The sequence below is a fragment of the Psychrobacter sp. FME6 genome, assembly GCF_014861365.1.
Taxonomy (GTDB): Bacteria; Pseudomonadota; Gammaproteobacteria; order Pseudomonadales; family Moraxellaceae; genus Psychrobacter.
This window is the reverse complement of sequence record NZ_RRYW01000030.1, coordinates 1-15,640: the sequence shown is the minus strand read 5'-3', so window position 1 is coordinate 15,640 and position 15,640 is coordinate 1. Positions and strand designations below refer to the sequence as shown.

Genomic DNA, 15,640 nt, shown 5'->3' with positions numbered 1-15,640 from the left:
ATTCAAGTTATTGAAAATTAACTAAAATTTAGGTAATGCAAATTGTTTGTTGTCGTATTGAACTAGCATTAAATTCTCATACTCGTCACATGGCTTGATATCTACATCTGATAGCGTTCTTATACTGATGAGGAATCGATGAAAATACCTAATACCATAATTGATCCACTGAATCTTTTCCTTATCGCTTAACGGCCTGATTAACATAGCTAGTGCTATAAATCGCTTCTCAAATTTTTGCCGATCCTTATCTCCAACTATTCTATAAGCTGGCTTAATTGGTATTTGCTTAGATGCCCGTTTACAAACGAGATTAAACTGGCTATGATTGTTTAAATATTGAACAAAAGAAATCATAGCCGTTATATGTCCCTTATTCTTGATCAAGTACCTATCTATTTGAGCTTGTGACGGCTTTTGGCAGCCTTGTAAGCCATAGTGGTGGTATAAACTAATTATGGGTTGAAAGACCGTTCTAACAGAACTTGGCTTACTCTGACGACGCTTCTGTCTTTGATTCAAAAAAAGTAAGTATTCTTGCAGTATGCTTGGTGGATCACCATCAAAGGCGACGAACATTTCTTGGATAGCTGCTTGTGAAATAATAATTTGCTCTGTTGTATCATCGACAAAGATTTGACGAGTTTTTAAAAGCCATCCAAGTACAGGCATATTTTTTTGGACAAAGTGATTATCAAAGGTGTGAGTTATAATCTTATAGGAGGGTATCTTGCCCCATTGTAAGTCGCATTCTTTGAAAAACTCATCAAACCTGTATGCAGGGGCAACGAAGTTTCTTTTGCCCGTCCGACTACGAAGAAATTTACTAAAATCAGTGTAGCTTTGGAATATACTATGACTTAGTTGCTCTTCTAGCTCTCTTGTTGGGTTTTGATTTATCATATATTTTCAACTTCTCAATTCGTAATTGCATTCTTTCCCAAGAATTATTAACTGCCCTTGCTGACTTAGGTTTAGCAGATATCCTGTTTGCTTTAATTTGACGCTTTACAGCTGAAGGAAGCTCATTGTAGATAGGTAAAAAGGCTTTTGGTATGATAGGTCGCTTACCCAACCTAAAGCTATTTTGCGTTAAATTATTTTTCTTACAAGCTAATAGCCAGTCATCAAATTTTATTTTGAGCATCTGGTTGGCGTAGGCGATAAGCATTACTCTTTCCTCGTAGGATAAGTAATCAAACTTTAGCCCCGTTCTAGTTTTGCTTAGCCTAAGACCATCGATACCACATATACCAAGGGTTTCTACTAAATTTTTATAGATTAATTCTTTTTCTAAAGTACTCTTTCTTATGAGGTTGATGAAAAATAATGTCAGCTCAAACCAGTCACCAGAAGTTATTGAATGTCCAAAAACTATTGCTTGATTAGCGCTCAATACTTGTTCAGCCTTCAGTTGAAACTCATAAGCATCTGTACATAAAAGTTGATTTACTGCTTCAGCGCTTAGCTTTTCTCGACAATGAGGACATCTATTGATAAATCGGTGATTCGCTTTGATCAAATGTGGTTGATACGGCAATCCGCAGCTAGAACACGAACTTTGTAGTGAAATTAAGTGCTGTTCACAGTAAACAATCCAACTAAATCGCCACTTTAATCTCAAATACGCACTTTTGTCCTCTTGCATACATTGAGCGCAATATTGATGGCCTACCATCGTTTTAGAATGAAATTTGGGAATAGGTAACACCCAAGTAAGGCTAATATTTGGTCGATACTCTAATCCAATATCTTCATTGAACTGTATCAAGCTTCTATTATCAAAAAATTTAGTATCAGTTTGAGCAAGTACAGCCATATCTTGATGTATTTGCTTATTAATATGATTAAAGCCTTTATCAAAATCATGATGACGCAAATTGTATTTAGACCAGTGATAAAAAAGAATTGTAGAAAGGTCGCAGCCTTGATTTAAAGATACCCGTAGTAACCATGAGCTTATGCTTTCATCATCTAAAAGAGGCGTAGCAACGGGTAATGGTTTTACGCTAACCATTACCTGAGTCCTTCGGTTGAGCGAACATCTTTATTTTTAGTCAGAATGCCTTCGGTAATTTGTTCTGTGCCACTAAGAATGGCATCTTTGGCGCAAACTGACAGAATCCTATGAATATTGCCTAAATTTCCTTTTGAAACGGCATGAATAAGGGCAGCAGTTTTGGGTTGATGCAATTCTGATGGATTCTTAAGCGGAAAAACACTTTCGAGTCGAAAAAGTAATTCTTGAAATCTTTTATCTAATTTCCAAAGAGGGACTTCTACGATATCGAATCGACTAGCGTGCTGAGGATCAGTGTGTAGTACACGTTTCGCATCCTGCGTTCCAATACCGACAATCGGTATCTGTAATTCATTGCATAATGTCTTCAAAGCATTCATTACCTGACGTTGCTGTCTTGGTGTACCTGTAAGTAATGAATGAAGCTCATCAACCATGATCATTTTGACTTGATACTCGCGGCATAAATGAAGTACTTGATAGAGCAATGAAGATGCTGAATCTTTCGTTCTATAGGGCATATGAAGTGCCTCTAGAATAGACATATAGAGGTCTTTTTCATTAGTGCTTGAAGGAGCATTTGCAAAAATAACAGGCTTGACTAAAATGCCATTCTCTTCGATTGGCATGCCATGTTTTCTAAAAAAACGATGAGCAATACTGGTTTTGCCGTTATTTGAATCACCGACTATTAAAAGGTTAGGCATTCTTAGTCTTTTTGGGAACCTCAAAAGTCCGTTTAGCTCTAAAATTATATTGTCTGCTACCTCATAATTGACCCAGCGAGCTTCGTTAATAAAATCTAATCGATCGTCATCAGAATATTCTACAAGATGACGGAAATCTTTATATACATGGAGGTAAGACGTTTTGTTATCAGTGATAATTTCATTCATTATTCAATATCTCCAAAATCAAAATCAGTCGTATCTAGAAGTAGACCATTTTGTTCAACGACACTCTTTTCAGGTTTTTTAGAAGCTTGTATTGATGGCTGTAAGTTTGTTTGAATATCATCACTGTTAGTCGGTTCTAGATCGCTGCTAGTATTGGCATTGTTTCTTTTACTCGCCATTATTGTTTTGGCTACGATAGTTTGACTTTTTGCATGTGTCTTTTGACGTTGCGCTTGTCTACGAGCAGACTTCGTTTTTTTAGAAGAATCTTCGATTAAGTCTCGCATCTCGGTTAAAGCTTCATAAATTTGATGTTCATTTATATACTCATTCCCTTTATCAGAAATCTGCTTACGAATCTGTTTATATTCCCACAGACTCATACTTGGTAGCTGCTGGTTAGCAAAGGGGATTGTAAAGTACTGGTGTAAACTTGGATCGTAGAACCAAATTTTACTAATGTCTCTTGGATCACGTCTGAATAAGAAGTGTTTCTTACTTCCATCTTTATTTTTGGCGTTAATAAAAATATTTAAGCAGGGGTCGTAATAGCGTAAGGAGTCTATAGTCACGCCAAAATGCTGGATGGTTCGCTCAAAACTTGGCATGAAGTCTAATAGTAAGGTTTTTGAGTCTTCTGGTAATGATGGTAAGCCTGTACCAATGCTTTCACCATCTCCATGAATACCTAGATACCATTTTTCCGTAGGACTTCGCCCTAAAGTGCTATGGATTCGCTTGTGATAAACCTTGGTTATAAAGGTAAGAAGCCAAACCTCAAATTCATCTAAGGTAAGTGTTGCTTCTTTTTCAGAGTCATAATTGTCTTTTTCCTTAATATTAGAAAATGTTGTACCGTTGATGCCATGAACCTCTTTCATAAACGTACCAATGAGACGTTCAATATGTCCACCAAACTGAGGTCTTGCTACTGGTCTAAATTCAAGGTTAATCCCATGAATTTCGCACGAACGAGCCAAGGTGTTTGATCGAAAGTCAGCACCATTATCAACGTGTATTTTTTGGGGATAGCCATACACTTGCCATTCTGTATGATCAATACCATGCTCAAGTAAAAGGCTTTCTTTTTGTAAGATACTTCTTGCGACACACATTGCAACTGAGGTTGCTGACGGTGGATCTAATGATAAATAATACCCCGTAATCATTCGGCTATAGACATCGATAGCTAGTGTCAAATATGGTCTACCAATGGATCTCCGGTGTTCGTTATCGACTAGCATCAAATCAACAGGTGTATGGTCTATTTGAATCACGCTCAATGGGTAATCTGCGTTAGGAAAAGAATGAGGCGTGGGTTTGAATTTTTTTCTAGCTTGCTCTATTTGGCCACGCTTTTTAAGCTGTTCATACTCTGAAATTTGATCAATGCGTAATTTAATAGCTTTTTTACTTGGTTTATCGATTTTCTCCATAGAGCAAAGTCGAAAAACTTCACGATAAGTCTGCTCTAAACTAGCCCTTTGCTTAGTCAAATAAAATGCTTTTATAGCTCTTTGAATAACATCGTCCTGAGCCTTGGTTAGACGTGAGTCACCTTCCTTCCAACCTCGCTTTTTCTCTACCAGTCCTGCAATAGAACCAACAGCCTGATACTGCTTAATCCAGCGGTATAATGAACGAATTGAAACATTAATCTCCTTTGAGCGTTTCATTATCAATTTTCGATGATTATGGCTATGCTCAGTATTGATAATAGGTTTGATCGCCTCAAACTTCGACTGTGCTTTTTGCCACTCTTCATCGCCAATAGCACTGATATCGACATTGATATGATCATTATTCTGATCTTTAATATTTGACAAACTTTGTATGTTAACAATACTGGTTTTACCCGTTTCAACACTACGAACTACGACCTCTGTACTCTCGTTTAAGTACTCGACTAGCTCATAGTGTTTATTATCAGACTTATTTAGATAGGTTTTTCCTTTACGCAAATCAATACGTCCACGCCTGATTTCAAATCTATCTAAACCCTCATCATCATGGTCAATCATGAAACCATACCCTTTCGTTGTTGGTGTTGACTCATTTATTGTATCTACATCGATACCTAGTTTTTGAAAATCATCTAAATGCCTGTCGAAGATAGATGAATCAGCTTCTATAATTCTACTATTATTCATAATCCACCCATACCTCTGTTAAGTCATTAATTTTAAGGAATAAATTGAATTTTAATCGTTTAGTAGCAAGTAAATGATAAATTACTCGTAATCCGTGATTTCGCAAGAAAGAGCCTATGTAAAAACGGGTTAATAGGTAATCTATGGTAGTTGTACCCATAAGCCTAACCTGCTTTAAAACCGCTTCCTTATCCTCTTCTTCGATTGCAGAGTTTTTGAACTTCATTAAGAGATTGATATTGTCTAAAGCTGTATTCTTGATACGACTCTCATCATAGATATGAAATACATAACCATTGTCTTTACAGTAGCGCTGCATCGTCTTCCACTTATCTGACCAGTCTCTCCAGTTCGCCTGCCATAGATCATGTGGTTTAACCTCAATAATCATATTTGGCTTACCAGAGCCTTCTACGAACTTGATAAAAAAGTCAGGGGTGTACTTATAAGTAATACCATTCTTGACGAAGGGTATAGTAATTGGTTGAGCAACTATATCCTCCACGTCTTCTCGAAAGGCATGAACTGTGATTAAATCGCGTTCTAAAGTTGATTCATAAGGTAATGATCTGCCTTTATATGGAATTCTTCCTGATACGCTCATTCTAGTCGGTTTTATTTTGCGCATTTGTCTCATAATAATTTGTCGCTTATTTAGCATTTATTAAATTTTATGACAGCTATTTGGTATATGTTTGTCATTTAATTGGTAGGTATTGGAATAGAAAAGAGGTGATATTGAAGGGTATTGTGCCAGTAATTTGGGATTATTACACGTGTGGCTATGATGGTGATGGCTCAGCGCGTTGTCGCTGCCGACCTGAACAGATTAAGCGCTATCAAGATAAGCTCTCAGGGCCGCTGCTCGATCGTATCGATTTGCACATTACTGTGCCAGCATTACCGATTGCTGACTTACAAAACGCTCAGGCAGGCGAAACCTCAGAAAAGGTAAGGAGTCGGGTTTCAACTGCTCATAAACGCCAGCTAGCAAGACAACAAAAAGTAAATAATGAGCTTAGCCCTAGCGAGATTGATAAATATATCCAGTTAGGTGAAGGTGAACAGCAACTGTTACAGCTTGCTCAGCAACGGCTGAATTTATCCGCCCGTGGCTATCATCGGGTATTGCGCGTTGCTCGCACTATTGCCGATCTTGCCGACAGTATCGATATCACCAGCGCCCATGTATCGGAAGCATTGAGCTATCGCAGTAAGTAATTCATTATTAATACTTTGCGGGAGATTTTAGAAGGGATTAAACAAAAGAAAAACACCCCAGACATGTTAGGCATTCCTTGGCCCAAGGTGTTTTTAATAACGATTAATACTTATCGGTAATGGCACCTTCTGAGGCACTGCCAACCGTTTTGGCATATTTAGCCAGTACGCCGCGTTTTACATTTGGTTCTGGTGCTTTCCACGTGCTTAAACGCTTCTCAATGTCTTCTTCGCTGATGTTTAGATTGATTTCATTATTGTCGGCATCAATAGTAATGGTGTCGCCGTTTTCAATAATCGCAATCGGGCCGCCAACCATGGCTTCAGGGGTGATGTGGCCAACGACAAAGCCATGACTACCACCAGAGAAGCGGCCATCGGTAATTAACGCCACGTCATTGCCTAATCCACGGCCCATAATGGCCGAGGTAGGTGACAGCATTTCACGCATACCTGGGCCACCTTTAGGGCCTTCGTAACGAATCACAACCACATCACCCGCCACAACAGTGCCATCTAAAATAGCGCTCATAGAGTCTTCTTCAGAATTAAACACACGGGCGGTACCAGTGAACTGAGTCCCTTCTTGGCCACTGATTTTCGCCACCGAACCAGTCGGTGCAATGTTGCCGCGTAATATGCGCAAGTGGCTGTCGGCTTTGATTGGTTTGTCGAACGGACGGATTATGTCTTGGTCTTCTGGGTAGTCTTTTACGTTAGCTAGGTTTTGAGCCATGGTTTTACCATTAACGGTTAAGCAGTCGCCGTGCAGTAAACCTTTTGCCAGTAAACGCTTCATTAATGGAGCAATACCACCAATTTCTATTAACTCAGACATTAAGTATTTACCAGATGGGCGTAAGTCGGCCAATACCGGCACACGCTTTCCTATTTCGGTAAAGTCATCAATGTTGAGCGCTACGTCAATCGCATCGGCCATAGCGAGCAGATGTAGAACCGCGTTGGTTGAGCCGCCCAACACAATAACCATCGTAATCGCGTTTTCAAAAGCTTTACCCGTCATAATATCGCTAGGCTTAATGTCGTTGTCGATTAACCACTGGATCGCTTCACCTGCTTTTCGGCAGTCTTCGCGTTTTTCAGGAGATATGGCCTCTTGAGCCGAGCTACCCGGTAAGCTCATGCCCAAGGCTTCAATCGCTGATGCCATGGTGTTGGCGGTATACATGCCGCCGCAAGAGCCAGGGCCAGGGATGGCCGTTCTTTCAATTTCTAACACTTCTTCTTCGGTCATATCGCCGCGGGCATTGGCACCGACGGCTTCGAATACAGAAACGATGTCCGTGTGGTTTTTACCCGGCTTGATGGTACCGCCATAAATAAACAGCGAAGGACGGTTTAAGCGCGCCATGGCGATAAGGCAACCCGGCATGTTTTTATCGCAGCCGCCAATAGCAATGATCGCGTCATGACCTTGGCAGCCTGAGACGGTTTCAATAGAATCAGCAATCACTTCACGCGATACCAAGGAGTATTTCATGCCTTGGTAACCGTTAGCGATACCGTCAGAGATGGTGATGGTATTGAAAATAATGGGTTTGCCATAGGCGAAATAAACGCCTTTAGCCACTTCATCAGCTAAGCCGTTGATATGAATATTACAAGGCGTCACTTGGCTCCAAGTAGAGGCAATCCCCACATGCGGACGCTTAAAATCGTCATCCGTAAAACCGACCGCACGCAGCATAGAACGCGCTGGTGCTTTTTGAATGCCATCGACCAAAATAGAAGAATATTTTCTGTTGCTGTCGTCTTTTTTATTCATTTTCTGTCTCCAATAGCGAAACCGTTTATTGGCTTGTTTCAGTATAAATAAAGGCCAGTCACAGCTTGCAATTATATAGGGTGAAAGGTTGATAGGGTAAAAAGTTGTTTTCTTATTATTTTAATAATTATGAATATACCTTAACCTTTTAAAAGATATTCAACCAAAGCGGCAAAATCATCAAACGCTGCGGTAGGGTTAAGCTCACGAATATCCTGCCCATAGTTATAGCCGTATGACAGTCCAAGCGTATCCATATTGGCATTTTGTCCTGCCAAGATGTCGTTTCTGGAGTCACCAATCATGACCGCCTGTGCTGGAGTTACGCTTAAAGCCGCGCAAACATGCAGCAGCGGCGCAGGATCTGGTTTTTTAGTGGGCAAGCTATCGCCGCCAAGCACTTCGCTAAACAAGTCTTGCCAGCCAAAGGATTGCAATATTTTTGGTACAAAACGAATCGGCTTATTGGTCACCAATGCCAGCTTAAACCCTGCTGCCTGTAGTTTTTTTAGCCCGCTGTCGACATTGGAGTAAGCGACCGTTTTGCTACCGCTAATATTTTTATAAGCATCAAAAAACACCTGTTCGGCATGATCAGTTGCCTCGACCGTTAATTCATCTTCTAACACTTCTATTTTACCAACCAAGGCGCGCTCAACCAGCATTTTTGAGCCGTTGCCCACCCAGTTACGAATGGTCTCGATAGGATAGGGTGTTTTGCCCAGCGTAGTCAGCATCGCATTGGTCGCATCAGCCAAATCCGGTACGCTATCAATTAAAGTCCCGTCGAAGTCAAAAATTAAAAGTTGCTTATCCATTATTCCTCGCGATTTAGAATTATTTATTCTATTTTTAAGTGATGAGTTTTTAAAGTTACGATGTAGAGTCTTTATTACCATAGCATAGGTCAGCCATAGAACTCACTTTTACTGCTATTTCAACAGCTACTATTCAATATCTTTATAGCGCTCGCGGTGTTCCGCTTTCATCTTTAAATAGTCTGTATTTTCGCGGCAACAATCCCATTTTTATTTACTGTATTTGTTTTATAGTGGATTGACTATATATCTAGCATTATTCATCTCTACTATCACTACCGTTATTAAGTATACTGAGCGTAGCTATCTATAAAACAGCATAAAAATGTTATGCAACCGTGACAGAAGATGTTTAGCATATAGAGTGTTGAGTAAAAGTATTTATTGAGAAGGTTATGAAAGTGAATAGAAGTACCAGAAACAAAGCTTGTATAGCTAGGTCAGATTTTAGGGTGTCGTTAAATAATGTGCTCATAATGGCAGTGCTGCTACTCGTCAGTGTGCTAACTATAAATACCGCCCATAGTGCATGGTTTGAGCGTTTAGTTCCGCAAGGTGAGACTTATACGGTGCGCGAGATAGATCGCGATTTGGCGTTTGTGATTGACGGCTTTATTTATGATGCCCGCACTTCTTGTTTTTTAGCAGTGGGCGATCGGGTGGTGTTTTTTGAAGGGCGTCACGGTATTGACTATCGCGCGACGGTTTATGATTTGGATTCGCGTGAGCGTTGTGAGTTGTTATTAAGAAGACGTTTGTCATAACGAAAGGCTTGCCTTAACCGAGTGCCTGTCATGACAAGTTTTTCAGATATAGTTAAAATACTTTAAAAGCGCTACGATACTGCGGGTATGGTTTTTTTGTAGCCTCTGTCTGCGTAGGCACAGCAAGCAAGAAAAAAACGGTACCTGCAGTACGTGATGTATCGATTTTACGTTTCACTGACTATAGATAGTTCTTCAGACATAAAAAAAGGCCCCAAACATAAATGTCTGGGGCCTTTTTAGAATTCTTAAACGAATGGTGGCTCGAGGCAGGTTCGAACTGCCGACACACGGATTTTCAATCCGTTGCTCTACCGACTGAGCTATCGAGCCGTCTTCGTTGAGGCGCTATTAAACTAAATATAGGCGTTACTGTCAAGCGGTTTTTGCATTTTATGCGATAAAAGAGTAAAAATAATGAATTATTTATCAAAATATCGCTTTTTAGCGCTAAAATTAATCCTTAACACGCAGCAGCTCGTACTCGCTCATAATGCGGTGAATGTCCGCATCGACAGGGACAAATTCACGTACGCCTTTTTTGACCTCGGCATCGTAAACCAGTTTGATAAATTTAGCATCAATGGCACGTTTACGGTTTTCTGAATGCACAGTAAGGTACTGCAGGCGCTTGGCGTCGGTCTGTCCATCGTCAAAACAGCCAACCGCAGCGATAGGTTTATCATTAAACATCCCGACATATAGAGTCTGACCACGCTTAAAACCTTGCTCAATAAGTGCCAATACGTCAGCGCCATCAGGCTGGTTATCATCGCTGTCATACAATGCTTGCAAGCGCTCTGCTAACTCATTCTCACGAGTTGGTTTTTTCATCAAAGGAGTTTGCAAATCGTTAATGGCAATCGCTTCTAAAGGCATCATAGCTTCCTATTAAATATTTCAAATGTTTATCTAGCATGATGTAATGAGTATATAGTGAATCCACTTTTAAAAGAATACCGTGCTACTGGGATTAATTATTCGCAGCCTCTGTCTGCGTAGGCACAGCAAGCAAGAAAAATTAATCCCAGTAGCGCCTCATAATGTCTGTATTTCTTTTATTTAGGACTGACTATAGCGCAATGATTGATAATACTGGATGCACTATTTTAGCAGAAAGGGGCAAATTTGCCTGTAGTTTACTGCTTGGTCGTGGCAGTAAATCTTAGGGTTTGCTATGATAAGGATAGATAATGCATCGTCTGCCCTTATTCTAATGTTTTACGCTAGGATAGAGCGGACTATCGCCAATTCATAATGATTCATTTATACCTATTAACGTTTTATTCTTATATTTTATGGTTCTCACATTGAGGACACGTTGGGCTTATTGATAGCCCTATTTTATTGTTTGCTTTTATATTTATAGAGAGTAGCCATGACAGCCAATTCTACTGCACAAACTCAAGACCAAAATACTGCTAAAAATCTTTACGGTCATGCCGCACGTACAGCGACTGTGACCCGCAATACTGCTGAGACCCAAGTAACTTGTACCGTCAATCTAGATGGTACCGGTCAAGGCACTGTCGATACGGGCGTGCCGTTTTTGGACCATATGATTGACCAGATTAAGCGTCACGGTTTATTTGACTTAGAAATTAAATGCAATGGCGATACTTTTATTGATGATCACCACAGCGTTGAAGACACGGGCATCACCCTTGGACAGGCGTTTGCAAAAGCGCTAGGTGATAAAAAGGGCATTCGTCGTTATGGGCATTTCTATGCGCCACTAGACGAAGCATTAACACGAGCAGTGGTTGATTTATCAGGTCGTCCGGGTTTGCATATGGATATCCCATTCACGCGCTCACATGTCGGTAATTTCGACGTTGATTTATTCAGTGAGTTTTTCTATGGTTTTGTGAATCACTCATGGATGACGGTGCATTTAGATAATTTAAAAGGCAAAAACAGCCATCATCAAATTGAGTGTACCTTTAAAGCCTTTGCGCGCGCCCTACGTATGGCTTGCGAGTATGATGAGCGCGCGTTAAATACCTTGCCATCGACTAAAGAGGCGTTTTAGATGAGTCGAGCCACAAAGGTAGCATTATTAGACTATGGTATGGGAAACTTGCACTCTGTCGGCAAGGCGCTAACGCTTGTCGGTGCCGAAGTTTCTATCACCAACGACCCAAAGGTGGTCGCGGCGGCGGACAAGATTGTGTTTCCTGGTGTCGGTGCCATGCGTGACTGTATGATAGGCATGCATGAAGCGGGTATTGATGAGGTGATAAGCCATGCTATCTTTAATAAGCCTGTCATGGCCATTTGCGTCGGTATGCAGGCGTTATTTGAGCAATCTGCTGAGAATGGTGGTACAAAGTGCTTGGGCATCCTAGATGGCTCTGTAGAAGCGTTTGATCCAACGTGGAAAGATGAGCAGGGCGCGACCATCAAAGTACCGCATATGGGCTGGAATACCATCAGTGGAATGGATTTTGAGCATCCATTGTGGAACGGTATCGAGGACAATGCGCATTTTTACTTTGTACATAGCTATTATTGCGATCCTGCTGATAGCTCGCAAGTGGCGGCCGTCTGTGATTATGGTCAGCCGTTTTGTGCCAGTATTTTGCAAGATAATCTATTTGCCACTCAATTCCATCCAGAAAAAAGCCATACCGCAGGCTTACAGCTGTTAAAGAACTTTGTAGATTGGGATGTTTAGCAGGTATTTCTATGCCCTAACTTAATTGAACGAGTATGGATTTTTTAGATTCTAGTGCTATAGTAATTTAGTAGAAAACACCCATGAATAAAAGAAAACCCATTTCATTAATATTTGTTATGTCGTTAGCGTTTATTATCATTCAAGGGTGTGCCACTATTGATACACCTAAAGGTGTCTGTTTGGCAGACAGCAAAGGTCAACATATCTTAACTAATGCTATAGAAGAAAAATCAGAAAAGCATAATCCTTACGTGCAACTTATCAATGCACAAAATATTCTGTTATTACATGCAAAAACCTACACTTTGTCATTGTTTTCTGACGTTCCTAAAGATGGTTGCTTTAAAACCCCTTTTATTTTAGCTCATAAAGAAGAGGGTTATCAGTGGTTCAATGCCAGCGGTGAGAAATTATATAATGTCTATTGGTTTGATAACGGCCCGGATTATGCAGAAGATGGTTTATTTCGCTTTAAAAAGAATGGCTTGATAGGCTACGCTGATGAAAGCACATATGAGATTGTCATTCCTGCGCGGTATCAAGCGGCTCAACCATTTCAGAATGGTCAAGCCAAAGTCTCTTATAAGGCTGATATAAATCAGCTTGATAATGAACATTCAGGATGGAAAAATACTGACTATATAACTATTAATAAGCAAGGTGAGGTTGTCGGCTCGAAGATGTAATAGAATCTATAAGACTCTTATATCACTCGTATTTCTTAAACTACTTACTATTATAATAAAGAGAAATCATTGGATTTTACTACCTTTAAGATAGGCGTGATAGCGGCCACTGGACTTGATAAAGATGCCTTGCATATTTATGTGGGCATCAGCGTTTACCTATTAAGTTTAATCTTACTTCGTCCGATTTTTAAAAATCAAGGTATAAGATCGTTCATCGCTCTAATCTTAGTGACTGGCGTTGCATTAACAGGTGAGTATTTGGATAATCGGCATATCATCGTGCCAAAAGGTTTTTTGGCGTTAGAAAGTGTGGATATAAAGGCAAGCCTACACGACCTGATGAATACTTGTCTAATACCTTACGTGCTTTATGCGCTTAATAGGTGGACGCCAATTTTTCATCCAATCAATAAGCCTAAACCTATGATTAAGCGACATAAAAAAACGGACTATTAATAAGTCCGTTTTTTATTTTTATCATGACTGTCTTTGCGATATAGCTTATTAAGATTTCTGGTTATTAGCCTCATCATAAAGCTCGCGAACCACTTCACCAATCACTTGAATACCATCAATCAGCGTTTGCTCATCAGCGGCAATACTCATGCGAATACATTCGTGCGCGTGTTGGTAATTGCTCACATCGACACCGGGGAAAAAGTGTTTACTTGGCACAATGAGTGTACCTTTTTCTTTTAGACGCTCATACAGCTCAACGGTTTTAATTGGCAAGTCTTTAAACCATAACCATAAGAAAATCGCGCCTTCAGGCTTATGAATCGCTAGTGGATAATCGCCCAATGCTTCTTTTAATAACCGTACGGCGGTATTGGCTTGCTGCTGATAAAACGGCTTAATATCGTTGTCAGATAACTGCTTGATACGGTCGTTGTTGACTAGTGGCGTGGCAATCGCCGCACCGAAACGCGTTGGCGCTAGATTCACCACCGCATTCATCGCGCTGACTGCTTCGATCACTTTAGGCGCAGCAACGATAATACCGGTACGCATACCGGGCAAGCCAATTTTAGACAGGCTAAAACAAAGAATCGTATTGTCATCCCAAGTGAGATGGGCGTCTGAATAAATGATGTTAGGAAACGGCATACCATAGGCGTTATCGATGATTAACGGTATCTCATAGCGCTTGGCAATCTCAGCTAAATGCGCCATTTCGTCATCAGTCAAGACGTTGCCAGTAGGATTTGTCGGGCGTGAGCAGCAAATCGCACCGATACGACCTTCTTTTAGCGCGGGCAAGTTTTCTAGCGCCTCAAAGTCGACGCGATACTTAAAGAAACCTTCCTCGCCATTATGAGTGACTTCATCGATATGCGGTAATACGGCAGCAAAATGCTGACCTTCCACATGCACATCGCTATAGCCAATATATTCAGGAGTTAACGGCAGTAAAATAGACTTATCTACCGACTGGCTGTCTTTATCTTGACTGTTTTCATCAAGCTTATTATCACTGAAAGCCCCACCAAATAAGTTAAATAAATAGAAAAAAGCGTTTTGTGAGCCATTGGTCAGGGCAATATTTTCTGCCGTGAGATTCCAGTCATAATGACGATTAAAGAAGCCGACCAACGCATCGATAAAGGCGGCGTCACCTTGAGGATTGGAGTAATTTGCCATGCTAATAATAGCGCTACTATTAGCTTCACCGGTATCGTTATCATTACCAAGCGCTTTATAAGTCTCTAAAAACAGCTCATTGACCGCTTCAATCTTGGCAGGATTACCGCCGCCTAGCATATTGATAGGCTGATCGCTTTTTAGCGCATCGCCCAAGTCATCCATCAATTGTGAGATACCAGTAGGCTGGGTAAATTTTTGACCGAACTTTGAGAATTTCATAAGGCTACCATGCTGTTTTGGAGGAGTTTATAAGGTGTTATTTAATCGATAAAGTTGGGCTAGTATATCAAATGAGGGCTAGGTAATCGCCCCAATAAATAAGCAAACTGCATGGATTATATGAGTTTATATGAATATATGTTCTATCAAGAAAAAAATGTTATCTATATGAATAGAAGGCGTTTTGATGGTTGTGTATTGTGTGGCACAAAGCGCAGCTAAATTGCTTATCAAAACTATGTTTGTTGTGATAATTAAAACATTAATTCGTTGAGAAACAATAAAATTAGTTCATATACCAAAAATATCAACTTATGAGTATGAGTTTAGCTATCCAAATACTTACGACAATAGGTGACGTCCTAAATGTATATATTATTGCTTGTTGGCACCAAAATATTCATAATGGTAAATACAAGATAAGTTTTCAAAAGAATATTTAGAAACACATTACTACGCCAAATCACAAATACAGAGAGTTGCTTGGTTATCAAAAAATAGATATAAATCTATTAGATTTGAGCAAGTTTTAATACAGGAAATACCAATATGTACGACTGCTCCAGAGAGTTTAATAAGTTTTATAATGACCATGTAAGACTATCTGAACAAGAAAAAAATGTATTGAGAGATAAAAGAGATAAGAATATAAAGAGATTGAAAAATGGTTTAGAAAAATATAATTATGAAAATAATACTAGGGGCTGTATAGAATTCAAATCAGCGGCAGCCAGATAAAGACACAAGCGAGAA

Annotated in this window: 14 protein-coding genes, 1 tRNA gene and 1 pseudogene; 6 read left to right on the top strand and 10 right to left on the bottom strand. The window is 40.0% G+C overall.

The annotated features are described in order from the left end of the window. Nucleotides 1–21 precede the first annotated feature (21 nt). Genes EI162_RS06230 through EI162_RS06210 form a run of 5 tightly spaced genes read right to left on the bottom strand, consistent with a single transcriptional unit; the run spans nucleotide 22 to nucleotide 5,703 of the window. Nucleotides 22–903, bottom strand: a complete 882-nt coding sequence (locus EI162_RS06230) for a hypothetical protein (RefSeq protein ID WP_192523540.1) — start codon at nucleotides 901–903, stop codon at nucleotides 22–24. Continuing rightward, a complete protein-coding gene (locus EI162_RS06225) occupies nucleotides 854–2,017 on the bottom strand; it encodes a TniQ family protein (RefSeq protein WP_192523539.1) in 1,164 nt (387 codons plus the stop codon). Before EI162_RS06225 ends, EI162_RS06230 begins: the two co-directional genes overlap by 50 nt. Continuing rightward, a complete protein-coding gene (locus EI162_RS06220; RefSeq protein ID WP_192523538.1) occupies nucleotides 2,017–2,916 on the bottom strand; it encodes a TniB family NTP-binding protein in 900 nt (299 codons plus the stop codon). Before EI162_RS06220 ends, EI162_RS06225 begins: the two co-directional genes overlap by 1 nt. Beyond that, nucleotides 2,916–5,066 (bottom strand): Mu transposase C-terminal domain-containing protein, encoded by a 2,151-nt coding sequence (locus EI162_RS06215; RefSeq protein WP_192523537.1) that lies wholly within the window; start codon nucleotides 5,064–5,066, stop codon nucleotides 2,916–2,918. The genes EI162_RS06220 and EI162_RS06215 overlap by 1 nt, the downstream gene beginning before the upstream one ends. Beyond that, nucleotides 5,059–5,703, bottom strand: coding sequence for a TnsA endonuclease N-terminal domain-containing protein (locus tag EI162_RS06210; RefSeq protein ID WP_225736915.1), 645 nt, complete (start codon nucleotides 5,701–5,703; stop codon nucleotides 5,059–5,061). Before EI162_RS06210 ends, EI162_RS06215 begins: the two co-directional genes overlap by 8 nt. 140 nt (nucleotides 5,704–5,843) lie before the next feature. Here EI162_RS06210 and EI162_RS06205 point away from each other — a divergent pair. Continuing rightward, nucleotides 5,844–6,287: pseudogene (locus EI162_RS06205) on the top strand (ATP-binding protein); the annotation flags it as partial. A gap of 103 nt (nucleotides 6,288–6,390) precedes the next feature. On the opposite strand, the gene ilvD reads toward EI162_RS06205, so the two are convergent. Together ilvD and EI162_RS06195 are read right to left on the bottom strand one after the other, a co-directional pair. Next, nucleotides 6,391–8,073, bottom strand: coding sequence for a dihydroxy-acid dehydratase (gene ilvD, locus EI162_RS06200; protein WP_192523535.1), 1,683 nt, complete (start codon nucleotides 8,071–8,073; stop codon nucleotides 6,391–6,393). A gap of 140 nt (nucleotides 8,074–8,213) precedes the next feature. Further along, the gene (locus EI162_RS06195) at nucleotides 8,214–8,891 is read right to left on the bottom strand and encodes a phosphoglycolate phosphatase (protein ID WP_192523534.1); all 678 of its coding nucleotides are present in this window, start codon (nucleotides 8,889–8,891) and stop codon (nucleotides 8,214–8,216) included. 476 nt (nucleotides 8,892–9,367) lie between these two features. Between EI162_RS06195 and EI162_RS06190 the strand changes: the two genes are divergently transcribed. Then, nucleotides 9,368–9,655: a hypothetical protein gene (locus EI162_RS06190; protein WP_192523533.1), complete on the top strand. Its 288-nt coding sequence runs from the start codon at nucleotides 9,368–9,370 to the stop codon at nucleotides 9,653–9,655. 257 nt (nucleotides 9,656–9,912) lie between these two features. On the opposite strand, the gene EI162_RS06185 is transcribed toward EI162_RS06190, so the two are convergent. Together EI162_RS06185 and EI162_RS06180 are read right to left on the bottom strand one after the other, a co-directional pair. Further along, nucleotides 9,913–9,988: transfer RNA gene (locus EI162_RS06185), tRNA-Phe, on the bottom strand. Nucleotides 9,989–10,111: 123 nt separating this feature from the next. Beyond that, a complete protein-coding gene (locus tag EI162_RS06180; protein ID WP_225736914.1) occupies nucleotides 10,112–10,537 on the bottom strand; it encodes a PanM family protein in 426 nt (141 codons plus the stop codon). Nucleotides 10,538–11,033: 496 nt separating this feature from the next. Between EI162_RS06180 and hisB the strand changes: the two genes are divergently transcribed. From hisB to EI162_RS06160, 4 genes are all read left to right on the top strand, one after another. Then, entirely contained in the window at nucleotides 11,034–11,687 is a 654-nt protein-coding gene (gene hisB / locus EI162_RS06175; protein ID WP_192523532.1) for an imidazoleglycerol-phosphate dehydratase HisB, read from the top strand. Further along, nucleotides 11,688–12,332 (top strand): imidazole glycerol phosphate synthase subunit HisH, encoded by a 645-nt coding sequence (gene hisH / locus EI162_RS06170; RefSeq protein WP_192523531.1) that lies wholly within the window; start codon nucleotides 11,688–11,690, stop codon nucleotides 12,330–12,332. A gap of 83 nt (nucleotides 12,333–12,415) precedes the next feature. Further along, nucleotides 12,416–13,021, top strand: coding sequence for a hypothetical protein (locus EI162_RS06165; RefSeq protein ID WP_192523530.1), 606 nt, complete (start codon nucleotides 12,416–12,418; stop codon nucleotides 13,019–13,021). A gap of 69 nt (nucleotides 13,022–13,090) precedes the next feature. Beyond that, nucleotides 13,091–13,480 carry a hypothetical protein gene (locus EI162_RS06160; RefSeq protein WP_192523529.1) on the top strand — a complete coding sequence of 130 codons (390 nt, stop codon included), beginning with the start codon at nucleotides 13,091–13,093 and terminating at the stop codon, nucleotides 13,478–13,480. A gap of 48 nt (nucleotides 13,481–13,528) precedes the next feature. On the opposite strand, the gene EI162_RS06155 is transcribed toward EI162_RS06160, so the two are convergent. Further along, on the bottom strand, nucleotides 13,529–14,887 hold the full coding sequence (locus tag EI162_RS06155; RefSeq protein ID WP_192523528.1) for a valine--pyruvate transaminase: 1,359 nt from the start codon (nucleotides 14,885–14,887) through the stop codon (nucleotides 13,529–13,531). Nucleotides 14,888–15,640: the final 753 nt, after the last annotated feature.